The sequence below is a fragment of the Chryseobacterium sp. NG-CE01 genome (assembly GCF_055695505.1).
This window is the reverse complement of record NZ_CM146369.1, coordinates 1034658-1060761: the sequence shown is the minus strand read 5'-3', so window position 1 is coordinate 1060761 and position 26104 is coordinate 1034658. Positions and strand designations below refer to the sequence as shown.

Genomic DNA, 26104 nt, shown 5'->3' with positions numbered 1-26104 from the left:
TTTACTTACTCATTAATTTCCAAAGCTCATTGATCGTTTCCTTGTCGTCAAAATGATGTTTTACACCATTAATCTCCTGATAGGTTTCATGGCCTTTTCCGGCTACGAGAACAATATCTTTCGGTTCTGCAAATTTTATGGCCATTTTGATGGCTTCTTTTCTGTCAGGAATCGAAGTGTATTTGCTGAAGTTCTGAGGTTCAACGCCTGCTTCAATTTCTTTTATAATGGCTGCCGGATCTTCCGTTCGCGGGTTGTCTGAGGTGATAATCGCTAATGTGGATTTTTTAGTGGCAATATTTCCCATTTCCGGTCTTTTAGCATGGTCTCTATCGCCTCCGCATCCGAAAACGGTGATTAATCTCTCGTTTTTTGTCCTGATATCGTTGATACTGTCAAGAATGTTCTCCAGAGCATCCGGAGTGTGAGCATAATCTACGATAAAAATGATTCCACCATCTGATTTGAAAGTTTCAAACCTTCCGGAAACCCTTTTTAGCTGACTGATGGCCTGCAGGATTTCTTCCTGCTCAAAACCAAGCTCTGAAGCAATCCCGAAAACAAGTAATAAATTATAAACATTAAACTTTCCCGTTAGTGTTGTCCAGAATTCTTTTCCGTTAAAATTCAGCAGCATGCCGTTAAAATCAACTTCCAATAATCTTCCGTGATAACCTGCCATGGTTTTCAAAGCATAAGACTTTTTTGCCGCCTTTGTGTTTTGAAGCATGACATTCCCGTTTTTATCATCAATATTGGTGATGGCAACGGCGGTTGCATCCAGCTCATCAAAAAATCTCTTTTTTGTTTTTAGGTACTCATCAAAGGTTTTATGATAATCAAGATGATCATGGGTAAGATTGGTAAATCCGGCGATTTTAAAATGGAGACCTTCAATCCTGTTTTGGGCAATACCGTGAGAGCTTACTTCCATGAAAGCAAATTCACAGCCTTCTTCAACTGCCTGAGCTAAAATTTTATTAATAGTGATAATATCCGGTGTTGTATGAGTTGCAGGAATGATCTGATCCGCAATTCTTATTTCCACTGTGGAAAGCAATGCTGAATCATAGCCTAAATTTTTGAAAATATCAAAAAGAAGGGTCGAAACAGATGTTTTTCCGTTGGTTCCTGTAACACCAATTAATTTTAATTTTTCTGAAGGATTCCCATAGAAATTAGAAGCCAAGTGCCCTAATGCTTTAGAAGAATCTTTTACTTTAACATAGGTTACATTTTCATCAGGATTTTCAGGGAATTCTTCACAAACAATAGCTTTTGCGCCTTTTTCAACAGATGATGCAATAAATGAATGTCCATCTACAACGGTTCCTCTCATTGCAATATACAAAGAGTTATCCGTAACCTTTCTGCTGTCGAAAACCAATTGTGAAATTTCACGGCTGTCATCACCATGAATTTCCAGAACCGGTATTCTTTTTAATAATTCAACTAATTGCATGTTTTCATTTTTTATAGGATTTACATCCTATTCTATTTTAAATCGTCCTTTCAGGACTCATTCTTTTAATTTTGCAGAGACAAATAAATTCTCTGATTTTTGCTGATGGTAGTGCCTTCTAGTGGGAATTGTTCTTTAATTCTTCCTACTCCTTTAAAATCGACACGATATCCTAAATTCTCCAGTTGCGGAATGACATTTTTACCGATCAATCCTACAACATTTGGCATTTGTTTGTTGTTGACAGCTACTTTCACATTGGGTTCAACCATTTTATTGAGGTTTACCTTTCTGTCGACCAGCATTTCTCTTTCGATATTTTGCGGTGTTTTCAGGAATGTTTTTCCAGCAATTTCTTTAAACACAGGTGCGGCAACTGTTGCTCCGTAAAATCCTTTCGAGGTATTGGGCTCACTGATCATCACATAACACGTATATTTCGGATTATCAGCGGGATAAAATCCTGCAAAGGAAGAGCGGTATTTCATAGGTCCGGGCAGCCAGTATTCAAATCTTGCCGTTCCGGTTTTCCCTGCCATTTTCAGGTTTGGGGTAAAAATACTTTTGGCAGTTCCTTTTTCTACAGCTTTTGTTAAAGCATGCGTCATCATTTTAACGGCTTTATCGGAAGCCATTCTGCTGACCATTACTTCAGGTTTGGCATTGTACATTACCTTACCGTCTTTCATGATTTTATCGATGAACAGAGGCTTCAGCATTTTACCTTTGTTGGCAACACCGTTGTAGAAAGTTGTTAACTGCAGCAGGTTGATGTTGGTGGAATATCCGTAGGCAATGGATGCTAATGTGGCGGCATTCCATCTTTTGCTTTCAGGAGTCAGAATTTTTGGTTTTGTAATTCCCGGAAGCTCGATGTCCATTTTATCAAACAATTTCCAGCGTCTTAAATGATCAAGGAAAATCTGGGGTTTTTCTGCGTAGTATTTTGTAATAAGCTTTGCAGATCCTACGTTGCTGGATTTGGCCAAAACATCACTGATGTCGTATGTTCCGCCGCCGTGGCCATCAGAAATTCTTTGTTTGGCGTATACCCAGATTCCGTTTCCTACATCTACGGTTGTATTTTCGTCAATAAAACCGTCGTCCATTGCGGCGAGAAGGGAAATGGTTTTAAAAGTGGAACCGGGCTCGATATTGTCTTTTAAGGCATAATTGTAAGAATCCACATACTCTCCGTCGTCGTTTCTTCTTAGGTTCACCATTGCACGCACTTTTCCTGTTTCCACTTCCATGACGATCACGGTTCCGTGCTTTGCTTCGAAATTAACAAGCTGCTTCTGCAAAGCCGAATGTGCAATGTCCTGAATTCTAAGGTCTAGCGTAGTGTAAACATCTTCTCCGTCAACAGGTTCCTGAACTTTCCAGAAGTCAATCGGTTTCCATTGGGAGGAGTTGATTCTCTGCTCCAGTCTTTTTCCGTCGGTTCCTCTTAAATATTTTGAAAAAGCGCCTTCCAGTCCGGAACTAAACTCTCCGTTATCCATTCCGATTGTTCCCGCACCGATTTCAGAGGTGGCAAGTTCTCTTTTATAGTTTCTGTCAACAATAAAACCGCCTTTATTCTTTCCTTTTTTAAAAATCGGAAATTTGCGGATTCTGTCGTACTGGTCAAAATCGAGGCCTTTCACCAAAGTGTAATATTGGTTTTTCTTTTTTCTCTGCTCGTCAAACTTTTTTCTGAATTCACCTCTTGGTTTCCCGAACATTTTGCTTAAGGAATCTGTCAATGCACCGATATTGTTGCTGTATACAGTATCTTTCATTGTTTTAAAATCAAGATAAATATCGTACCGCATAACGGTGGTGGCGAGAATAGAGCCGTCTGAAGCGAAAAGGTTTCCGCGGGCAGCCTTCAGTGTGGCTTCACGGTAATTTTTATTAATGTAATCGTCCTTAATTTCCTGAACATTAGTATTCTGAAGGATTACAATCCTTGTTAAAAACATGACAAACACGCACAAAGCTACCACTGCAAAGAGGTAGCCCCAACGTAACGTTTTTTTACGCTTGTTATCGTATTCATTTTGTTTTTGCATCTGTACTGTCCAGTTTTATGAGCAATTTGTGAGGATGGCTTTCCAGGGTCATCAAAGAATCCCGGGCGACTTCTTTCCCCAATTCAGATTCCATTTTTACTTTGATCAGCTTACTTTGTGCATAAGCGTTTCGCGATTTATATTCTTCTGTTTCTTCCTTTAAGGCATTAACAATTTCTATCTTTTTATTAACCAGATGATTGCTGTAAATCATGGCCATCATCAGCACAAAGAGCAGGAGAAAATACCGGTAATGTATTTTGATCTCATCCCGGTTCAGGAAATTTCCTTTTATAATGTCTATAAAAGTGAGTCTCTTCTGGGGACGATATGTTGTTCTTTTTGCCACAGACTTTGTCTGATTTATTTTTATATTATTTTGTTACCACCCCGTCAAAAATTCTTTGAATTTTCGCCACCCTTCCAGAGGAGGGAAAGTTGCGGGTGGAATTTATCCTACCTTAATTCCTGTTCTCATTTTAGCACTTCTGGCTCTTGAGTTTTCTTCAATTTCCTTGTCGTCGGGAATGATGGCTTTACTCTTTACCAGTTCGAATGCTTTTTTATAATTTCCGTAAATGTCTCTTTCGGGCTCTCCCTCAAACATTCCGTTTTTCAAAAATCTTTTTACCAGCCTGTCTTCCAGGGAATGGTAAGAAATAACGACCAGTCTGCCTTCCGGCTTTAAAACATTGTATGCCTGAACAAGCATTTCTTTCAATACTTTAAGCTCCTGGTTTACTTCAATTCTGATCGCCTGGAAAAGCTGTGCATAAAATTTGTTTACTTTGTTTGGCGGAAGGTAGCTGAAAAGTTTCTTCAGGTCTTCCGTTGTTTCTATGCTTTTGGTTTTCCGGTGATGTACAATATCTCTTGCGAGTTTTCTTGCCTCTCTCAGTTCACCGTAATAATAAAATATATCGGCAAGCTGCTCTTCATCGTAATCATTAATTACTCTTTTGGCGTCAAGACCCTGCATGACATTCATTCTCATATCCAATGGAGCATTGCTTCTTGTAGAGAAGCCTCTTTCTGCTTCGTCAAACTGGTGGGAAGAAACTCCAAGATCAGCAAGAATGCCGTCTACCTGGGAAACACCGTACATCAGCAGGGAATTTTCCAGGAATCTGAAATTCTGATTGATTAATGTAAATCTCGGATCATCAATCGTATTTTTAAGGGCATCGAGATCCTGATCAAAGCTGAAAAGCCTTCCTTTGTCGGAGAGCCTGCTCAATATTTCTCTTGAATGACCTCCACCGCCAAAAGTACAGTCCACATATGTTCCGTCTGGATTCGTTACCAAATCATCAACACTTTGCTTCAACAAAACGGGGTTGTGATACATGTTTAAATTGTGTTTTTTAGCTTTTTAGTTTATAATCAGCTTATTATTCTTCATCGAAAGCGCCCATCACATCTTCGGCGAGGCCTGCAAAATCTTCTTCGTTTATGGAAATCACTTTTTCATAATCGTCTTTATCCCAGATTTCGAAGAGTTCTCCTGCACTTGTAATCACAATATCTTTCTGAAGGTTGGCAAAAGTCATAAGATCTTTCGAGATCTGAAGCCTTCCTGCGTTATCCAGTTCTACTGTTTTTACACCTGCCGTAAACATTCTGATGAAATCAGCATTCTTTTTAATGAATCTGTTTAGTTTATTAATTTTGCCCATCACCTTATCCCAGGCATTCATAGGATACACTTCCAGGCAGGGCTGGAACACGGATCTCTTGACTACAAACGCCTTATCGTCGAAGTTTTCCATCTGTTTAATAAGAGATGAAGGAACTTTTAAACGGCCTTTGTCGTCAATTTTACACTCATATGTTCCAATGAAATTTTTCATTTGGGACAAATTTATATAATAATTTCCAAAAGTTCCCACTTTTTCCCACTTTTTGCCTTAATGTTGATAAGTTTTATCAGAGATTGAGCTTCGGTTAGATAAGAAACTGGTATGTAGATTGTTGTGCGAGTTATTATTCGCGCCATAGCAAAGTGTTTAAGAAAAAATGCTTTAAAAAAGAGTTTGGTATATTATTTTTATTTTAAATTAGGCTTATCAAAATATTTTTGAGGTTTAATTTGTATTTTTGCAAGGCTTTATTAAGGCAATTTATGATATTTAGTACAAGAAAAGAAAAGAAATATACCTTCGTTGAGGCGGGAGAAGGACATCCATTGGTGCTGTTGCACGGTTTAATGGGTGGGTTGAGTAATTTCGATAAGATGGTGGATTTTTTTTCAGACAGGGGATTCAAAGTATATGTTCCTCAGCTGCCGATCTACGATTTGCCGGTACTCAATACCAATCTTACCACAATTGCAAAATATATTGCCAAGTTTATAGAAGCCCATGTAGAAGCCCCTGCAACAATTGTAGGAAATTCAATGGGAGGGCATATCGGGCTGATTTTAACACTGGCAAGACCGGATCTGATTAAAAATCTGGTGCTTACAGGAAGTTCGGGACTCTATGAAAGAACTTTTGGCGACAGTTTTCCGCGGAAGAATGACCGTTCGTATATAAGAAAGAAAACCGAAGAGGTATTTTATAATCCTGAAATTGCGACAGAGGATCTTGTGGATGAAGTTTTCTCGGTAGTAAATGACAGGATGAAAGGGATTAAAACCGTAATGCTGGCGAGAAGTGCCATCAAGCACAATATGCTTCACGATCTTCCGAAGATTCTTACGCCAACCTGCCTGATCTGGGGAAAACAGGACAATGTAACGCCTCCTGAGGTGGCAGAAGATATGCATAAATTTATTCCGAATTCGGATCTCTTCTGGATTGATGAGTGCGGCCATGCAGCGATGATGGAGAAGCCGGATGAATTCAATGAAATTCTCTACAGCTGGTTAAAGGATAAAGTTTAAATTAAATATAAATGAGCCATTAAGAACTTTCTTAATGGTTTATTTTTCTAAAAATATTCAAGATGGTTATTAAAACAGCAACATTCGTAAAGAGCAGCGGCAAATGGCAGGACTGCCCGGAACCCAATCTTCCGGAATATGCTTTTATCGGAAGGTCAAACGTGGGCAAATCTTCATTGATCAATGCAATGATGAACCATAAGGATCTGGCTAAAACTTCTCAGACCCCAGGAAAGACGCAACTTATCAATCATTTCATGGTTAATGAAAACTGGTATCTTACGGATTTGCCGGGCTACGGGTATGCAAAAGTTTCCAAATCAATCAGAAAAGACTTTGAAAAGCTGATTACCAACTATATTCTTAACAGAAGAAATCTCGTTAATCTTTTTGTACTGGTAGATTCCCGCCACAAACCCCAGACCATCGATCTGGAATTTATACAGTGGTGCGGCGAAAGCGGGGTGCCATTTTCTATTGTTTTTACCAAGGTGGATAAACTGAAACCAAATGCAGCCATAAAAAATGTCGAAGATTACAAAACCGAGCTTCATAAAACCTGGGAAGATCTTCCGGAAATCTATGTAACCTCCGCAGAGAAAAAAGAAGGCTGTGATGAAATCCTTGATTTTATTCAAAAAACCAATGAATTTTTGGCTAATAATAATGTGAGTTTCGATGAGTAACATTATCTGGAAAATCAAAACTTTTAAAGAATTTACCGTTCCGGAACTGTATAATGTTCTGAAAGCGAGAATTGATGTCTTTGTAGTAGAGCAGAACTGCCCTTATCCTGATCTGGACGACTATGATCAGAAAGCGGTTCATATCTGGGCAGAACAGGACGGTGAAGTTCTGGCCAACTGCCGGATTTTTGATAAAGGCATAAAATATCAGGAAGCCTCGATCGGCAGAGTGCTGACCACTGAAAAGGCAAGAGGTAAAAATCTTGGAAAACAACTTATAGCGTACGCGATTGACACGATAGAAGCGCGGTTCCGTACGGATGAAATAAGAATTTCCGCACAGGATTACCTGCTGAAGTTTTATGGTGAGTTTGGTTTTGAAGACACCGGTAAAAAATACCTTGAAGACGATATTCCGCATACGGAAATGCTTTACCGAAAAAAGCAGAAAAGGCTTTCATAGATCTGAAAGCCTTTTCAATTATAAATCTAATTGTAAAAATGTTCTATTTTCCGTTTACGGGATTCTTTCTTTCGTAAGAATTATTCTCAAAGCTTATTTTGTAGCTGGATTTAAATAGTTTGCTCGGCAGATAATAATCTGTCGTAATAACCTGGGCGCCGCTTTCTTTAGCCTTTTCAAATCTTGAATAATCTTCTTTACGGGCTTCCATCGTATCTGCATCTGCTCGTGTTCTGATGATATATCCTTGTTTTACCAGCTCTGCAATTCCGGGATTCGGATCATTTCTGAATAGTACCGCCGATTCTGGAGTTCCCGGCTCAGAATTGGTAAAAATCATCCGGCCTTTCAGCGAAGGGTGATCTTTTATATAGAGATCCCTGTTTTCACTGTTGTTGTCGAGAACAAACAGAAATTTGCCTCTGGCATCTTTTACCTTTGGCCAGTTTTTGTTTAAAACCGCTTCATTCAAGGTTTTGTAAGAACCGCGGATATCGTCAGGAGTGATGATTTTATTTTTTCCGAGATATTTTTTAAGTTCATTATCAAGATCATCAAAAAGTTTCGGAGTATAATGTTCAGGCTCCGTTCCGAACTGATTGGCTGTTCCGTCCTTCGGCTCCAAAGTGATAAAAACGGGATCATGATCGGGATGCGCTTGAGACCATTTTTTTAAATCTTTCAGGCAGTCTTCCAAAGTATAATACTGTGTCTGATAATCAATGTCCGTAATATGAATCATTTTATAGCCCGGCTTTTTCATTTTACCTTCCGGATCAAACGGCTGGGATGTTTTTACCAGATCCAGAATTTTGGGGTGGGCATATTTCCCGCCTTTGCTGTCTGCATAGACATCTATTTCAAGGTTTCGTAAGCCAAGATCCAGCTGTTGCGGGATCGGAATATGTTCATACTGAATTCTCGGAAGGAAGTGTAACGAATCTTTTTGCGACAAATAGCTGTAAACCTCCGGTAAAATAGCTTTTTTATAAGAGTTGTGCGAGCCGATTACCTGTATCTGATTTATTTTTAAATCATTAAGATCCTGTATTTGCGACTGGAAGAGCGGTATTAACGACACATACAGTCCTAAGAAAAATATATTTTTCATTGCTTCAATTTTCTTTGGCGAAATTATGAAGTCTGATCAAAGCCGGCCTTTATATTATGTTAAGTGTTTTTTAATATTGTGTAAATGATTAAATAACAATCCATTCGTAAATCCTTGAAAATTAAATATAAATCTTGTATCAAAATCTTATGAGTTGATATTTTATTGATTTTAAGATAATATTATGTTAAAATGTTTTCCGCTTAAACGTTTTTACTTTGTATCCCGAAATAAAAACTAACGACGGGCGGAAATGAAAACCACTGTTGCGGCAACAACAGCGGCTTTTTATTAAGCAATGTAACGTCATGCAATTACTTTACTTAATGATATGTATCACAAAATTAACTCTTTTAGTTTTAAAAAACTAATCCCGGTTGCGATGATTTTCCTATTGGCAAATCAAGCTCATGCAGAAAATCTCTCGGCAAATCACATTGCTGTTTTCCAGGTTAATGAAACAATTACCGGAAACGTAACGGATCAGGACGGTGCTGCCATTGCAGGAGCAACAGTAACTGTTGTTGAAACCGGAGCTAAGTCTACTACTGACGATTCAGGGAATTTTACAATTGCTGCGAATATCGGCCAGACATTATCCATTTCCTATGAAGGATATGAAATCCAGACAACAAAAGTTTCAGGACCTGCGGTTTCAGTTCAGCTGAAATCAAAGAAAGGAGAAACTTCTATTGAAGAAGTAACACTTGTAGGATACGGATCTCAGAAAAAATCTGATTTAACCGGGGCAATCAGCCAACTGAAAGCAGAGAATTTCAAAGAAGGAATGAATATCTCTGTAGATAACCTGATGCAGGGGAAAATTGCCGGAGTACGTATTGTACAGACAAGTGGTGAACCGGGAGCTGGAGTGAATGTTTCTATCCGGGGAATCGGGTCCATCAGAAGCGGAAGTACTCCTTTATTTGTGGTAGACGGTGTGCCGTTGAATAACGACCCGGTAAGCGCACAAAGCCCGAATGTAGGCTTAGGAAATGTACAGGCTAAAAATCCGTTAAACTTTTTAAATACTTCTGATATAGAATCTATCACGGTATTAAAAGATGCCTCTGCCGCCGCAATTTATGGAGCAAGAGGATCAAACGGGGTTGTTCTGGTAACCACCAAAAGAGGAAAAAAGGGAGAGCCGATCTTTACGTATGATACCTATTTGGGTTTTTCTTCAGTGATTAAAAAGCTTGATCTTTTAACAGCAGATGAATACAGGGCAGCCGGAATCAACAAATTGTACGATCACGGAGGAAATACAGACTGGCAGGACGAAATTTACAGAAATGCCGTTTCATCCAATCATTCGGTGTCTTTCTCAAAAGCGACGGACACAGGAAGTTATTTTGCATCCCTTTCCCACATGGATCAGGATGGTATCGTTTTAAACAGCAGTTTTAAGAGGACAACAGCACGTCTGAATGCAGAAGAATCTTTTTTCGATAATAAAAGATTAAAGGTAAAACTCAACCTTACGGCGAGTGACATTAAAGAGACAGGAATTCCGAATGGTGGAAATGCCGGCTCCGACGGTCAGCTGATTATTCATGCTTTAATGGCGAATCCTACCCGTTCCGTATACGATGAAACCGGAAATTTTACCAATTTCAATATGAATGCTCATTACAATCCTTTGTATTTATTGAGCGTATATAATGATAAAACCAATACATTCAGGATATTGGGAAATACGGAAGCAACGTTAAGAATTTTACCGGGACTTAATTACAAATTCAATTTAGGGATCGATAAAACCATGTCGGAAAGAAATACAACCATGTATCCGAATGTTACCGACAGAACACCTAAAGGACTTTACGTTCAGGCCAATCTGGATTCTTATAATGTCCTTCTGGAGCATTACCTGACCTATGATTTTAATCTGAACAGACATAATTTCAATGTGCTTGGAGGATTCTCTTATCAAAAATTCAAAAATACAGGGACGTATTTTGGAGTAAAAGATATCGCAGCTCAGGGAGCAGGAATCGCACCTGAAATCAACCCGGGATATTCGGGAACGACTTTTGTTCCGGGCGCCGGTTATGCTCAGGAAAATGAATTACAATCGTATTTCGGCAGGGTGAATTATAATTTTGATAAAAAATATTTGTTAACAGCTTCCCTGAGAGCAGACGGTTCGACGCGTTTTGGAAAAAATAATAAATACGGATATTTTCCTTCGGTTGCCGTAGGCTGGACGGTTTCTAATGAGAATTTCCTGAAAGGTTCCCCAATTATTAATGAACTAAAGCTAAGAGGAAGCTGGGGGCAAACCGGTAACCAGGAGGTTCAGAATAAAATTACCAAGGCGAGTTATTTATTGTCACAGTCTGCAGGATATTATTTATATGACAATCTGAACCTTGTGAACGGCATCTCGGTAGTAAGAACTCCATACCCAGATTTAAAGTGGGAAACAGTAGAACAATCCAACATCGGAGCAGATTTCAGCTTATTTAAAAATAAACTGTACGGGTCGTTGGAATATTATAATAAAACAACAAAAAATGCAATCTTATTTATACCGACTCCTGCATTAAGCTCTACTGAAATGATGTACAGAAATGCAGACGGTAAAATAATCAATAAAGGGATTGAATTTTCTTTAGGATCAGAAATTATAAAAAATGAGAATTTTACCTGGAATCTTGACGTAAACGGAGCTACCGTAAACAACGAGATAAGCGGACTTCCTGTTTCCGGAATTTATTCGGGAGAGATTTCCGGGCCTGGGTTTTCTGGTGTTACGGCAAATATTTACAGGAACGGATATGAGGCTGGATCATTTTTTATGCTCAATTATATAGGAGCCGATGCCGATGGAAAATATATGTATGAAGACGTGAACGGAGACGGAAAAATTGATCCGGCAGACAGAAAAGTTTTTGAAGGTGCTATTCCGAATTTTACTTTCGGGATAAATTCTTACATGAAGTACAAAAAATTTGATTTTGCATTCTCTTTCATCGGGCAGACTGGAGGTTACCTTGTAAACAATACCGCTTTAGATCTTAATATTAATAATTTGGCATCGGACAGAAATGTACTGAAAAATTTCTACGATTCGGGAGCAAGCTTTTCCAATCAGCCGCAGCTGTCTTCTTTATATCTTGAAAAATCAGATTTTATCCGACTCAATAATGTAAGATTAGGCTATACGTTCGATGTCGATCAGCTAAAGTTTCTAAAAAGCATTAATCTTTATGTGAGTGCACAAAATCTCTTTACGATTACGCACTATACAGGCTATGATCCTTTGGTAGATACAAGTAAGGCTGTTGGCGGTAACCAGTCATTGGGAATTGATTACACCACCTATCCATCTGCAAAAACCTTCATTTTAGGAGCAACTGTTAAATTTTAATTAAAAGAAATTATGAAATTAAGTTTTTTAAATATCAATAGAATTATATTTTTCGCGGCTACACTTGCTTTAGTAGGATGTACCAATCTTGATGAAAAATTGATCGACGAGGTACCTTCAAATGAAAATGCAGATCCTGAGGCTTCGCTTGCTGCAGCTTACGGGCAGCTTGGAGACGGAACTTTTGTAGATCATGGAAGCGTTTTTGCGCTTCAGGAATATTCTACAGACGAAGCACTGTTACCGACCAGAGGAAGCGACTGGGGAGATGGCGGCAAATGGAGAGCCATGCACGAATTTACATGGAATGCCAACAGTGATGTTGTAAAAAATACATGGAATCAACTCAATTTCGGTATTACAAAATCCCTCTTTGCGATAGGCAGTATTAACAAAAGTACGATTAATAACAAAGCATTATTTTTAGCTGAAGCAAAGGGTCTTTTGGCATTTTATACCTACACCACAATTGATCTTTTTGGAAAAGCTCCGTACAGAAATCCTGATAATGCAAATGATCCGATTCAGATCAGAAATGCCGAAACTGCAATTGATGAGCTGATTAAGGAAGTGGAAGGGCTTATTCCTAATCTAGCAGATCTCAAAACCCAGAATACCCATGCAGGAAGATTCACAAAGCAGGCTGCTTACGCATTGCTTGCAGATATGTATCTAAACAGGGCGGTCCTAAAAAATAAAACGGCAAGCACCTTCAATTTCTTAGAACAGGCCGTGAATGGTGGCGGAACGGATATGGATAAGGTAATTCAGTATTCTAATTTGCTGATTAACAATCCGATGTTTAGCTTAGAGTCAAATTACTTCCACAATTTTGATATTAATAATGATAACAGCAAGGAGATGATTTTTAGCATTGTTCAGAAAAAAAATTCAAACAGAAACGCTGATAATGACCTTGCTTACATGTCGATGGAAAGAATTCAGAAACCATCTCCGGATAACAGAGGAACCAATGCCTCTTGTGTAACGCCGGAATTCTATTATTCATGGAACGGCAATCACGATGATCCGCGCTTCCAGAGATCGTATCGGTATGAAGACGGAACCTGGTTCAGAAATGACGGAACAGATGTGAGCGTACCTGCAACAAGCAAAGTGGAAGGAACCGGAAAGCCGTGGTTTCACTTCAACAGAGGTCTGCAGGTGGGGCAGCAGTATGGCCCTAAAATTCTTTCAAACGGTAATTTTGATATGACAGCAGACGGAAGAATTAAAGTGTACAAGTTATTCACCGAAAAAAATACAACGCTTACCGCAGACTTCACTCCGGAACTGAATTTCGATAATCCTTCGGAAGCCGTATTTACTCAGGCCCAGATCAACAGGGGAGTGAGAAACTTCAAGTTTGAATTTGATCCGGGATACGGAAACAACGGAACCAGCGGTATGGATGTTCCTTTGTACCGTTTGGGAACCATCTATATGATGAGAGCGGAAGCATATTTCAGAAGCGGAAATGTAACGGCTGCACTGGCTGATGTTAATAAACTGAGGACCAGCAGAACCAACGATGCATTGAAGAACAATGCTCCGGGTGTAGCGCTTACTTCTTTGGACGCCAATACATTATTCAGAGAATCAGGATTTGAGCTTTACTGGGAAATGTACCGAAGAAAAGCAATGATCAGATTCGGAAAGTTTGATCTTCCGGGAACGGCAAAACCGGCATCTCAGCCTTACAGAAGAATTTTCCCGATTCCTCAGGCAACTATTGACGCCTCGAAAGATTTTACACAGAATCCAGGATATTAAATATCTTCATAGACTACTATTAATTATTGCAAAAGCGAAGAGGTGATTCTCTTCGCTTTATTTTTTTATCTTCTAAACCTTCAAGGTTTGATTTTATTTATTATTCTGCGTTCAGCATTTCCAATTCACTGAAATGCTTTTTGAACTTCTGGATTTTGGGACCTACCACCGCACTGCAGTAAGGCTGTGTAGGGTTTTCATTGTAATAACCCTGATGGTATTGTTCTGCCGGCCAGAATTTCTCGAATTTCGTCAATTCCGTTACATAAGTTCCCTGCCATCTTCCGGACTGTTTAGATTTTTCAATGGCTTCTTCAGCTTTTGCTTTTTCAGCATCGTCTTTATAATAAATTACCGAACGGTATTGGGTACCGATATCATTACCCTGTCTGTTAAGTTGTGTAGGATCGTGAAGGAAGAAAAAAACATCCATTAACTGTTCGTAAGAAATAACGGCAGGATCGTAGGTAATCTGTACTACCTCAGCATGGCCGGTTTCTCCCGTACATACTTCTTCATACGTAGGATTGTCTTTATGCCCGCCCGAATATCCTGAAATAGCAGACTGTACACCTTTCAGCATATTGAAACAGCTTTCCACACACCAGAAGCATCCGCCTCCGAAAGTAATCTGTTCTAAATTATTGTTATCCATTCTAAGTTGATTATTGTATTTGAATATTTTTCTCATTAAGTAATAGTGGAGAAAAAACTAATCAAAAATAATGAAAAGTTTTTCAATTTTTGCGCCATCATCCGAGTCAAATCCAAATGATGATGATAGATCAGACAAATTATTTTTTGCAGCAAGTGAGAATAATTGACTTTAAGATTAAAACGTTCTTTTAAGCATATAAACAGTAAAACTATGAATTTCTAAAACAAAAGTCTGCTAAATCAGCGTGATTTATTTGACGCAAAGAATTTATTTTCACAGCATATTATTTCGAGAAGACAAAGAAGTATCAGCAAGCTGATTGATGAAGCTGACGTTCGCTTCGCGCAGCAATTTATTGCCTTTGTCTTCTAAAATCAGCGAGACAGCAATTTATCTTTGCGTGAAAATATTTATCAATAAAAAAGCACCCTTAAAAAGGATGCTCATGTTTATGTATACGTTCAATTTATTTCTCCCAGACCAAAGCGCTTGCTCCCAGGATCGCAGCATCTGCCTCATCAAGTTCACTGAAAACCAGCTTCACTTTATTTCTGAAAATAGGAAGTAAATTTCTTTCCATGTGAAGTTTTGTAGGTTTTAAAATGAAATCACCCGCTTTGATAACGCCTCCAAAAAGAAGAATCGCCTCAGGAGAAGAAAACATGACAAAATTTGCCAGCGCTTCACCCAATTTTTGTCCGGTATACCTGAAAACTTCAATAGAAATAGGATCACCTTTCAATGCGCATTCGTGTACGGTTTTAGAATTGATGGCTTCTTCAGGATATTGATTCAGCATAGACTCGGGAAACTCTGCACGCATTTTTTTTGCGGTAATGGCAATTCCTGTAGCAGAAGCATACGCTTCAAGGCAGCCCTCAGAACCAGTGCTCCAATGTTTTCTTCCGCCAGGCTTTACAATAGTATGTCCCAGCTCTCCTGCAAATCCGTCATGTCCGTAGATAAGCTTACCGCCGGCAACAATACCGCTTCCGACCCCGGTTCCCAGAGTTATCATGATGAAATCCTTCATTCCCCTCGCTGCTCCGAAAAGCATTTCTCCGATGGCTGCAGCATTGGCATCATTGGTTATGGTACAGGGCAGTCCGAATTTGGCCTTCATCAGTTCCGCAAAAGGAATAACTCCTTTCCATGGTAAATTGGGTGCCTGCTCAATGGTTCCTGTATAGTAGTTGGCATTGGGAGCTCCAACTCCTATCCCATCAAAATTTTTGTTTTTTCCATGGCTTTCGATCAGGGGATGAACGGCTTCATATAAAGCATCAATATATTCTTCTACGGTAGGATAGGCATCGGTCCGGATATTTCCTTTTTCCAAAACTTCCCCTCTGTGGTTTACCACTCCAAATTTTGTGTTCGTTCCGCCGATATCAATTCCCAACGCAACCTGTTTTGACAAATCTACTAATGACATTTCTCTTCTTAATAATTCTAAAAGGCTAAAATTATAAAAAAGATATTATTATTAGACGATTAAGCAGCATTTTATTTAAAAAAATATTACGTTGATATCACCTTCTTCTTTTTTCTTCTTCCCCACCAGATCATAAAGCCGGTTACTGGTAGTGAGGCACATATAAGACTTACGACAAAAGCAATGATCTTTGTAGGCAGTCCCAGAATCGATCCCACGTGAATATCATAGTTGGCGCCGACTGCTTTTTCGCCGAAATTTTTGTCTTTCATGTCGTGCGTGTGAAGCAGTTCACCCGAATTTTCATCGAAAATCAAGCTGCTGCTTTTATGATAAGAATAAGACAGATGCTTTACATATACTTCAAAGTTTGGATGTTCATGATCATCCATGTGTTCATGGCCAAGATCAATGGAAAAACCATAGGAATCCGGATATTTTGCTTTTACGGTATTGCTGATTTTATCTAATGTTCCTTCGGTTCTCAATTCGATCGGTGCTTTTGTTTTAATTGATGAAAAGTCCGGGTACGCAGTCTTCCCTCCTGAGAAAATAAAATAAATCGCAGCCTGAACCACAAAGAAAGCATAAAATAATCCTGTTATGGAAAAAATCAGCGCAAAGATGGAAGCATAAAACCCAAGAACATTGTGAAGGTCGTAGTTTTTTCTTTTCCAGCCTTTTACGTTTTGCCATTTGAAAGAAAACCGCTGTTTCCTGGCTGCTTTATTTTTCGGCCACCAAAGGATGATTCCGGAGATCAGCATAATGATGAATATAAGTACGGGAATGCCTACAAGATAAGTTCCCCACGACTGTTTTAAGAGATAGCTCCAGTGGATCATTTTTACAATCTGGAAGAATCCGTTTTTTTCGTCGTAGGTTCTCAGGACTTTTCCGTTGTAAGGATTGACGTATGCCACTTTATAGATTGGGAATTCGTCGAAATAATTCCAGCCTTTAGGATCATGCTCATACCAATAGAAAAGATAAGACATCTTTTTATCAATCGGGATATTCACCCAATGAACAGGATATTTTTCTTTTACCTGTTCTACAACGGCTTTTTCCAGAACGCGGATCGGTAGAACCTGTTTCTGTTCAATATTTTGTTCGTTATGATAAATAACATCTTTGCGGGTGAAATTTTCAATCTCATCTTTAAAAACATACAACGCGCCTGTAATCGAGATAATAAAAATCAGAAACCCGATAACTAAACCAAACCACAAATGCAGCTTACTGGTCCATTTTTTAAAAGTGCTTGGCTTTTTTTTATGGTGATGCTTTTTTCTCATATCCCTCCTTAATTGCCGCAAAGATAATATTTAATTTTTATTTAGAATATTTATAATTAAGGATTTTCGTCAGGTTTTTATTGATCTTTGAAACTTAATGCAAAGAAAAAGCGCTTCAATTGTATTAAAAATTGAAGCACTTTTGTGCTAATTTAAATCAGAATAACTTTAAAATTTATATTCAACTATAAATGTTCCTCTCATTCCCAAAGCGTTGTTGAAATCGCTGTCCCTGGCGGTCCACCATGCAATAGCCGGCTGATACATTGTATTAAAAAGGTTTTCGATTCCTACTGATAGTTTCCAGTTTTTATTAATATCATAACTTGATTTAAAATTAAAAACAGTATAGGCAGGAACTCTTCCTTCACCATAAGCAAAAAGTCCGGTTTTGACATTTGGCTGAAATCTGTCCTGCTCGAATGCGTGAAGCATATCCAGTCCTACAGATAATTTATCTATAGGTCTTGTCTGAATATAGGCTAAAACTTTTGGGGCTGAAATTCTGCTGTTATTGATCTTGGTAGAGTAGTCTCCATCATCTTTCGGAGAGGTAATGCCTTCAATCCAGCTGTAGCTTCCTCCGAAACTGATCCATCTGGCTGGAGAAAAATGAAGAAATCCTTCCACGCCATACACCACTTCCGGAGCTCTCTGAATGGTCAAAGCACGGTCGGGACTTTGTACGAAAGTTGCCCCAAGTTTTGAAGTGCTGACGTAAGAAGTAATTTCATAATTGAGCCATTTGGTAATTTGTCCTGTCGTTCCCAGCTCATAATTGTTAACGATAATTGGTTTTGTTTCAAGATTACTGATCGTTTCTGAAGTCGACGTTCTTAAGATTCTACCCAGCTCATTAATGGAATAGGCCTGGGAGAAGCTTCCGAAAATATTGATAGCCGGATTGATGTTATAACGGACTCCTATGTTTCCCACCAAAGCGTTATATTCGAGGTCTCCGCCTTTTACAAAAATACTTTGGGTAAAGGTACCGTCATTTTTAATGGTTGACAGTGTATTGAAATCCCCAACTTTTACTTTCATATTTTCATAGCGAAGTCCTCCCTTGATCGTTAATTTTTTCATGAGATCAATTTTAACCAACATAAAAGGAGCAATATTCGTCATATTCATATCTGGGGTCCAGTAACGGCCATCTTCAAGCTTCTGAACGGTCTGATCATTCAGAACATCAATTCCGTAGATAACTTCCGCCTGGGAATTCTTTGCATTCCATAAGTGAGTGTCGAAATTAGCTCTTGCGCCATACTTCTTGGAAATGACATTAGACTGCCCTCCGTTAAAAAATGTATCGCTGTAGCCATATACCGTTCTGAAATCCTGCATGTACAGATTGACATTGAGGGAGGTGCCCTGCCAAAGTCTTTTACTGTCGTAGCTCAGTTTGAGGTTGTGATTTCTCGGTGTTCCCTGCGGAGTGGTTTCCAGACCCTTTCCTAATCCTTCACCGATGGTTGGGATTGATCCGTATTTTCCGGTTTTAAGGCCTAAATTAAGATCAGATTTTGAAGAATACCCGATATAAGAAACTTCGATTCTGTTATTTTCATTCAAATTGTATCCTAGCTTCAGCATTCCGTTGTAATTATTCATTTTTGCGGTGCTGTAGGTTGGGCTTAGGTTTATTCCGTCCCCGTCCTTCATATAACCGGTTCTTTCATAAGCAAAAGAAGCTGCATAGTCGAAATTTTTGGTAATCTTTCCCGATAAAAGCTGGCTCGCTCTGAATCCTAATGTTCCACCGTATGGCTGACCCGTAATACCTGCCTGGGAGATTCCTGAGATTTTCTTTTCTCCACTGCTTTTTCTGGTGATATAATTGATAATACCACCGTCTGCGCCGTTTCCATAAATAGAAGAAGCCCCTTTGATGACTTCGATTCGTTCAATAACGGAAGGGTCTATAGATCTGATATCTCTGGCGCCGTTTCTTAAAGGAGTAGATTGTGGGATCCCGTCAATCAGTACCAAGACCTGACGTCCTCGTAAGGTTTGTCCGGTATTGGAGGTCTGCCCTGAACTTGTTGCCAGACTCGGAACAGTATATTGCAGAATACTTGTAATATCTGAATTTACCGTCAGTTGTGACTGGATCTGCTTTTGATTGACAATTGTCACAGATCCCGGAATTTCTTTACTGCTTTCTTTTTTCCTTGAGGCGGTCATTACAACCTCATCTACATCTTTTACCTGCAGTGTATCCCTCTGTTGTGCAATTACGGTGATTGAAGCTAACGCAGCAGCTGCTAAAATGGTCTTTTTCATGATAATTTTCTAATTCCCTTTTTCTTTTTTTTGCCGAGCCATATCAAAAATCCTGTAATGGGCAGTGAAGTGCATACCAAACCGGTGACAAACCAGAGTATTTTCCCAAAAATTCCAAAATAGGAGCCGGTATGGATATCGTAGTTGGCATTGGCGTATTTTTCAGCATTGGTTAATTGCTGATGAGGTTTATTCATTAATAGTTCTGCTGAGTATTTGTCGAAAACAACCTGACTTCTTACAGCAAATCTTCCGTCTTCACCATAAACGGTAACCGGAATATTTTTCAGGTCTTTTCCTTTTTTGTTTTTTCCGTTCAGGGGAATTCTGAAGCTTGACGAAGCGCCATACCGTTTTTTCGTTTCCTGTGCGGTGAGGTCAAAAACATATTTACTTACAGATGAGGCAGAGTCCGGGGATTTTATTTCTTTTTCTTTAGGAAGTTCGGGTGAGCCGGATAATGCAAGGTTAAAAGCATTTTTCACCCAGGGAAATGAAAAGTAAATTCCGGATAAGCTCACTATTAAAGCAATAAATGAAGCATAAAATCCTAAAATATTATGAAGATCATAGTTCTTGCGTTTCCAGGTTTTTACATCTTTCCAGTTGAATCGGAAACGCCCTTTCCGTGCGTTTTTATTTTTCGGCCACCAAAGGATGATTCCTGTAATGAGCATAATAATAAATAAGACTGTAGGAATTCCAACCACATATTTTCCCCAGTCTGCTTTTAGTAATAAGCTCCAATGTATGGCTTTCAGAATAGGGAAAAGGTCATACTTTTCGTTGTAAACACCAAGGATTTCTCCGTTATATGGATTTACATACACCAGCTTATTGATCTTTACCTCATCAAAATAATTCCAGGCATTTTTGTCCTTTTCATACAACAGAAATTTATAAGACCTTTTTTTATCTAAAGGAATTTCTACGGAAGTAACCGGATATTTTTCGCTGAGTGTTTGGGCAACTTTTTTCTTTAATACCAGTATTGGTAATGGTTGCTGCGCAATGGTTTCGTCTTTTATATAAACAGCGTCTTTTCGTAAAATTCCCTGAATTTCATCTTTGAAGACATACAGGGTTCCCGACAGCGAAACAATAAAAACAATGATCCCAACGGATAAGCCAAACCACAGATGCAGTTTGGCAGACCATTTTTTTATAAATGAAGGTTTTCTTTTATGATGACGTTTCTTTCTCATAGTAAAAAGTTAACCTTTTGAGGGGTTAACTTTTAATTGTTTTAGAATCTGTAATTTAAGCTTAATGATACTGTTCTTAATCTTTGCGGTGTTACAGTAGACCAACCGGAGAAATATTTTTTATTCGCAATATTATCCAGTTTTAAAATTAAGCTGTATTTATCTTCGTTATAAGACAGTGCTGCATTAAAAATCGCATAACTCGGGATAGCAAATGTTCCTATAGAAGCTCTATTCAAGGTATAAAGCTCACTGGCAGAATTGGCTCCGAAACCAATACCCACATTTTTCAAGGCTCCTTCCTGTACTTTATAGTTTGCCCAAAAATTAAAGAGATTTTTAGGGCCGGCTTCTTCAGGGCGATATCCAACATAGGTAGGATCACCTACAGTAACTTCACTGTCGTTATGGCTGAACCCGGCAATAATGTTCAAGCCATTTATTGGACTTCCTACAACGCTTACCTCAAAACCTTTACTTTCTACTTCTCCCCCCTGAATACTATTTTGAGCATTCGTAGGATCCGGCATTACTTTATCCTTAACTTTGATATTGTAATAACTTGCCGTAATTGATAATCTATCTTTAACCAAGCTTGCTTTTGTTCCCACCTCCCACTGATTGGCATGCTCAGGATCGAAATATGCAAAATACTTGCTTCCGTCTGATGCTACGTTCTGAACAGGTTCAACATTTTGAAAACCATTCATGTAGTTGGAGAAAATGGATAATTTATCCTGAATTGGCTGATATACCAATCCTAATTTTGGAGAGAAAGTTGTGGTTGCTTTTGATTCTTCCACGGCATATGCGGTTGGATTTCCTGTAAAATGATCAACTCTTGCACTTAGCATCGCAGATAAATTTGGAAGGATATATACTACATCTGAAATGTATGCACTGTATATTTTTGTTTCCATTCTTCCTATTTCCTGACTTGTCTTTGCTAGTTCAATATCTACCGCAGCCTGATTAAGTTTTCCTGCGTTTGTATCAGTTTGGTTTACCAAAGAAATTGTTCCAAAGCCAGACCAGCCTGTTCCTCCCAATAAAAATTCTCTCTGGAAATAATCTAAGCCAACCAATAATTTATTTTTTACTTTCCCGATATTGAAGTTTCCAACAAGATTTTGCTGAATTCCGGTAGTATTGGTTTCCCCTCCTAATTTTGAAATGAATCTTGTAAACTCATCACCATTAGCAGAATCCCATAAATATTGGTTATAACCGTCCGTTTTCGTATTTCCTCTGGAGACTATGGTTTGAGACGTCCAGCTACCTGAAATTTTGTAATTAGCCTGCGCCTGAATATTAAATGTAGTATTTTTAATACTTAGATCATTGCTTGTGTATGACTTTTTATAGTTTTGTTCAAACAGGTCAATGGAATTAAAAGAAAGAGGGCTGTATCTACTTAAAAAAATCATTGGGGCATTTACAGCATCAGATTTCTTAATTTCAGTATTTACTGTAAATGTCAATCGGTCATTAACGATATACTTTACCGAAGGTGCTACATAAATTGATTCGTAAGATCCAGCATCTTGGAAAGAATTTTGTTTCTGATAAGCTGCGTTTATTCTTGCATAAAGGTTTTTTCCGACAGGAGCATTTACGTCTGCTGTAACTCTGTTTAAGCCATAACTTCCGAGTACATAGCCAATTTCACCGCCTAAATAATTATATGGTCTTTTTGTAACAACATTTAATAACCCTCCGTAAGAAATTACGCTTCCTCCGTATAATGTACCAGAAGGTCCTTTTATAGCTTCTATTGTTTCAATTCCTGCGGGATCAATAGTCCCGTTATTGAATGATGGCATTCCATTTAGCAAAGTTGGCTGTAGCGAAAAGCCTCTCATGGTATAGTATTCTCCTCCATCATTTCCTCTTCCTGTAGATTCCCATAATCTTGCTATACCGGTAACGTTTTTTAAAGCATCATTGATATTTGTTGCAACCTGTTCCCTAATAACATTCTTATTTACGGTGTTGTATACCTGGGGATTTTCAATATCTTTTAAAGGCATTTTATTGGCCGATTCACTGTTTTTTGTAATATAACCTGTTACAATAACTTCATCAATATCATTCGATTTAATAGAATCGTTTTCCTGAGCAAAAGTTAGCATAGAACCTAACAGTGAAGCGCAGATCAGTACATTTTTCATGAAACACAAATTTTCTGCAAATATATTGTTTTTAATTATTCTAAATAAATAATCGGATTGATATTTATCATAATATTAATATATGGCAAATAATAAAAAGCCGCCCCAGACAGTTCTGAAGCGGCTTTTGTATATTTTAAAATTACTATTCTTATGCTGGAATTTCTCCTTTGTATAAGAATGAAATAATTTCTTTATTCAATTTGTCGATCATTTCACTGAACAAATGGAAAGATTCCTGTTTGTAGATTACCAGCGGATCTTTCTGCTCATAAACAGCACCTTGCGAAGATCTTCTTAAATCGTCCATTTCACGAAGGTGAAGTTTCCAGTTTTCATCAATGATCGATAGAGTAATGTTCTTTTCGAAATCATTGATTAAGCTGTCACATTGTGTTTCATAAGCTTCTTTCAGATCAGTAACGATCGTCATTGTTTTATGTCCGTCGGTGAAAGGAACCTGGATCATTTTAAACATTGCTCCCTGGTTTTGATATACATTCTCAATAATCGGGAAAGATTTTTCTTTCAGTAAATTCAGTTTCATCTGATAATCTTCCTGAGCAGCCTTGAACAGGATATTCGTAAGATCCTGAATAGTTTTGCTCTTGAAATCATTTTCAGAAACAGGAGATTCCATGGTAAATGTTTTAATGATCTCGTATTCGAAATCTTTATAGCTTCCTGCTTTTCCTTTGGCTACGATTGAATTGGCAACATCAAAAATCATATTCGTGATGTCATATTTCAAATGGTCTCCGAACAATGCATTCTTTCTTCTCTTGTAGATTACGTCACGCTGCTTGTTCATTACGTCATCATATTCAAGAAGCCTTTTTCTTGTTCCGAAGTTGTTTTCCTCTACCTTTTTCTGAGCTCTTTCAATAGATTTTGAGATCATGGAGTGCTGAATCACTTCACCTTCCTTATGACCCATTCTGTCCATCATTTTAGCAATTCTTTCAGAACCGAAAAGACGCATTAGGTTATCTTCAAGAGATACATAGAACTGTGAACTTCCCGGATCTCCCTGACGTCCTGCTCTACCTCTCAGCTGTCTGTCTACACGTCTGGAATCGTGTCTTTCTGTACCGATGATTGCCAAACCTCCGGCTTCTTTTACTTCCTTAGTAAGCTTAATATCGGTACCACGACCCGCCATATTGGTTGCAATGGTAACAACCCCCGGCTGTCCTGCTCCGGCAACGATCTCCGCTTCTTTTTTGTGAAGCTTCGCATTAAGAACCTGGTGCGGAATTTTTCTCAGCTGAAGTGCCTTAGATAATAACTGAGAAATCTCAACCGAAGTTGTACCCACCAATACAGGTCTTCCTGCAGCAGTTAGTTTTTCAATTTCTTCAATTACGGCATTGTATTTTTCTCGGTTGGTTTTGTACACCAAATCCTGTTTGTCGTGTCTTAAAATAGGACGGTTGGTAGGAATTACCACAACGTCTAATTTGTAGATTTCCCAAAGCTCGCCTGCTTCCGTTTCTGCTGTACCTGTCATCCCCGCAAGTTTGTTGTACATACGGAAATAATTCTGAAGGGTAATGGTCGCAAAAGTTTGGGTAGCTGCTTCGATCTTTACATTCTCTTTCGCTTCAATTGCCTGGTGAAGTCCGTCTGAATAACGTCTTCCTTCCATAATACGGCCTGTCTGCTCATCAACGATTTTTACCTCACCGTCAATCACCACATACTCGTCATCTTTTTCAAATAAGGTGTAGGCTTTAAGCAACTGGCTCATCGTGTGAACTCTTTCAGACTTTTCAGCAAATTCGGAGAAAAGTTTTTCTTTAGCCTCAAATTCTTCTTCTTTCGAAAGATTTTTAGCTTCCAGTTCTGCAATTTCAGTTCCGATATCAGGAAGAACGAAGAAGTTCGGATCTGAGTTACCCTGTGACATGTATTCAACACCTTTGTCGGTAAGATCAACCTGATTGTTCTTTTCTTCAATAACGAAATAAAGATCTTTATCTACGATCGGCATATCGCGGTTGTTGTCCTGCATATACTGAGCTTCCACTTTCTGAAGCAATGCACGGTTTCCGCTTTCCGATAAAAATTTAATTAACTGACGGTTTTTAGGAAGACCTCTGTATGCCTGAAGCAATTTGAAACCTCCTTCTTTGGTGTTTCCTGCTGCGATTAATTTTTTTGCTTCATTAAAAATGGCAGAAACAGTTTTTTTCTGAACTTCAACAATTCTGTCGATAGACGGTTTCAGAACATCAAATTCCTGTCTGTCTCCCTGCGGAACCGGACCGGAAATGATCAGCGGCGTTCTAGCATCGTCCACCAATACGGAGTCTACCTCATCGACAATGGCAAAGTTTAATTCTCTTTGTACCAGTTCTGAAGGTGAAGTTACCATGTTGTCTCTCAGGTAATCGAACCCAAATTCATTGTTGGTTCCGTAGGTAATATCTGAATTGTATGCTTTTCTTCTTCCGTCTGAGTTCGGCTGGTGATTGTCGATACAGTCGATCGACATTCCGTGGAACTGGTACAGTGGTCCCATCCACGCCGAGTCTCTTTTGGCAAGGTAATCGTTTACTGTTACCACGTGAACGCCTCTTCCCGGAAGTGCATTTAAGAAAATAGGAAGTGTACCCACTAAGGTTTTACCTTCCCCGGTTGCCATTTCGGCAATTTTACCGCTGTGAAGAATTACCCCACCGATGAACTGTACATCGTAGTGTACCATGTCCCAGTTTACGGGTGTTCCTGCAGCATTCCATGAGTTTTTCCAAACGGCTTCATCTCCCTGGATTTCCAGAAAATCTTTGCCTGCAGCAGCTAACTGCCTGTCCCAGTCGGTAGCTTTTACACGGATTTCTCCGTTTTGTGCCCATCTTCTCGCGGTTTCTTTTACCAAGGCAAAAACTTCCGGAAGAATCTGGCCGAGGACTTTCTCCTCAATGTCGTATGATTCCTTTTTTAGAGCCTCAATTTTTGAAAAAAGCGCTTCTTTTTCGTCAACGTTTTTCGAATTTTTTATCTGCTCTTGTATCTGTTCTATCTGAGCGGTGATTTTGCCGGTTGCAGATTTAATGCTCTCTTTAAACTCAGCAGTTTTCTCTCTCAGGCCATCGTCAGATAACTGTTGAATATTAGACTCAACAGCTTTGATTTTTGTTACAACTTTTTTTACTTCTTTTAGGTCCTGCGCTTTTTTGTCTCCCAAAAACCCTTTAAGAACTTTGTTTAAAAAACTCATAAATTTTTTGCTTTAT

At 38.7% G+C, this 26104-nt stretch carries 18 protein-coding genes; 5 read left to right on the top strand and 13 right to left on the bottom strand.

Translation table 11 applies throughout. The features are described from left to right. Position 1: 1 nt before the first annotated feature. From ACYT6F_RS05160 to mraZ, 5 genes are all read right to left on the bottom strand, one after another. Entirely contained in the window at positions 2–1462 is a 1461-nt protein-coding gene (locus ACYT6F_RS05160; RefSeq protein WP_472600181.1) for a UDP-N-acetylmuramoyl-L-alanyl-D-glutamate--2,6-diaminopimelate ligase, read from the bottom strand. A gap of 65 nt (positions 1463–1527) precedes the next feature. Continuing rightward, positions 1528–3519: a penicillin-binding transpeptidase domain-containing protein gene (locus tag ACYT6F_RS05155; RefSeq protein WP_472600180.1), complete on the bottom strand. Its 1992-nt coding sequence runs from the start codon at positions 3517–3519 to the stop codon at positions 1528–1530. Next, positions 3503–3868, bottom strand: coding sequence for an FtsL-like putative cell division protein (locus ACYT6F_RS05150; RefSeq protein WP_169231586.1), 366 nt, complete (start codon positions 3866–3868; stop codon positions 3503–3505). The genes ACYT6F_RS05155 and ACYT6F_RS05150 overlap by 17 nt, the downstream gene beginning before the upstream one ends. Before the next feature lie 102 nt (positions 3869–3970). After that, positions 3971–4867, bottom strand: coding sequence for a 16S rRNA (cytosine(1402)-N(4))-methyltransferase RsmH (rsmH, locus tag ACYT6F_RS05145; protein ID WP_472600179.1), 897 nt, complete (start codon positions 4865–4867; stop codon positions 3971–3973). Between the two features lie 43 nt (positions 4868–4910). Then, the gene (gene mraZ / locus ACYT6F_RS05140) at positions 4911–5369 is read right to left on the bottom strand and encodes a division/cell wall cluster transcriptional repressor MraZ (RefSeq protein WP_472600178.1); all 459 of its coding nucleotides are present in this window, start codon (positions 5367–5369) and stop codon (positions 4911–4913) included. Between the two features lie 272 nt (positions 5370–5641). Here mraZ and ACYT6F_RS05135 point away from each other — a divergent pair, with 272 nt between their 5' ends. The 3 genes from ACYT6F_RS05135 to ACYT6F_RS05125 all read left to right on the top strand — a co-directional run bounded on the left by ACYT6F_RS05135 (position 5642) and on the right by ACYT6F_RS05125 (position 7552). Beyond that, positions 5642–6403 (top strand): alpha/beta fold hydrolase, encoded by a 762-nt coding sequence (locus tag ACYT6F_RS05135; protein ID WP_169231583.1) that lies wholly within the window; start codon positions 5642–5644, stop codon positions 6401–6403. Between the two features lie 62 nt (positions 6404–6465). Further along, on the top strand, positions 6466–7089 hold the full coding sequence (gene yihA / locus ACYT6F_RS05130; protein ID WP_472600177.1) for a ribosome biogenesis GTP-binding protein YihA/YsxC: 624 nt from the start codon (positions 6466–6468) through the stop codon (positions 7087–7089). Then, positions 7082–7552: a GNAT family N-acetyltransferase gene (locus ACYT6F_RS05125; RefSeq protein ID WP_472600176.1), complete on the top strand. Its 471-nt coding sequence runs from the start codon at positions 7082–7084 to the stop codon at positions 7550–7552. The genes yihA and ACYT6F_RS05125 overlap by 8 nt, the downstream gene beginning before the upstream one ends. Positions 7553–7595: 43 nt before the next feature. On the opposite strand, the gene ACYT6F_RS05120 is transcribed toward ACYT6F_RS05125, so the two are convergent. Next, positions 7596–8663, bottom strand: coding sequence for a phosphatidylinositol-specific phospholipase C1-like protein (locus ACYT6F_RS05120; protein WP_472600175.1), 1068 nt, complete (start codon positions 8661–8663; stop codon positions 7596–7598). 331 nt (positions 8664–8994) lie between these two features. Between ACYT6F_RS05120 and ACYT6F_RS05115 the strand changes: the two genes are divergently transcribed. Next, entirely contained in the window at positions 8995–12039 is a 3045-nt protein-coding gene (locus ACYT6F_RS05115) for a SusC/RagA family TonB-linked outer membrane protein (protein ID WP_472600174.1), read from the top strand. A gap of 12 nt (positions 12040–12051) precedes the next feature. Next, a complete protein-coding gene (locus tag ACYT6F_RS05110) occupies positions 12052–13812 on the top strand; it encodes a RagB/SusD family nutrient uptake outer membrane protein (RefSeq protein WP_472600173.1) in 1761 nt (586 codons plus the stop codon). 100 nt (positions 13813–13912) lie between these two features. Here the strand turns inward: ACYT6F_RS05110 and msrA are convergent, their stop codons facing one another. From msrA to secA, 7 genes are all read right to left on the bottom strand, one after another. Continuing rightward, positions 13913–14503 carry a peptide-methionine (S)-S-oxide reductase MsrA gene (msrA, locus tag ACYT6F_RS05105; protein ID WP_472600172.1) on the bottom strand — a complete coding sequence of 197 codons (591 nt, stop codon included), beginning with the start codon at positions 14501–14503 and terminating at the stop codon, positions 13913–13915. A gap of 433 nt (positions 14504–14936) precedes the next feature. Further along, on the bottom strand, positions 14937–15905 hold the full coding sequence (locus ACYT6F_RS05100) for an ROK family protein (RefSeq protein ID WP_472600171.1): 969 nt from the start codon (positions 15903–15905) through the stop codon (positions 14937–14939). 86 nt (positions 15906–15991) lie between these two features. After that, on the bottom strand, positions 15992–17203 hold the full coding sequence (locus ACYT6F_RS05095) for a PepSY-associated TM helix domain-containing protein (protein ID WP_472600170.1): 1212 nt from the start codon (positions 17201–17203) through the stop codon (positions 15992–15994). 168 nt (positions 17204–17371) lie between these two features. Further along, positions 17372–19489: a TonB-dependent receptor gene (locus ACYT6F_RS05090; RefSeq protein WP_472600169.1), complete on the bottom strand. Its 2118-nt coding sequence runs from the start codon at positions 19487–19489 to the stop codon at positions 17372–17374. Next, positions 19486–20694, bottom strand: a complete 1209-nt coding sequence (locus ACYT6F_RS05085) for a PepSY-associated TM helix domain-containing protein (RefSeq protein ID WP_472600168.1) — start codon at positions 20692–20694, stop codon at positions 19486–19488. The genes ACYT6F_RS05090 and ACYT6F_RS05085 overlap by 4 nt, the downstream gene beginning before the upstream one ends. Positions 20695–20735: 41 nt before the next feature. Further along, positions 20736–22865 (bottom strand): TonB-dependent siderophore receptor, encoded by a 2130-nt coding sequence (locus ACYT6F_RS05080; protein WP_472600167.1) that lies wholly within the window; start codon positions 22863–22865, stop codon positions 20736–20738. Positions 22866–23016: 151 nt separating this feature from the next. Continuing rightward, positions 23017–26088 (bottom strand): preprotein translocase subunit SecA, encoded by a 3072-nt coding sequence (gene secA, locus ACYT6F_RS05075; protein ID WP_472600166.1) that lies wholly within the window; start codon positions 26086–26088, stop codon positions 23017–23019. Positions 26089–26104: the final 16 nt, after the last annotated feature.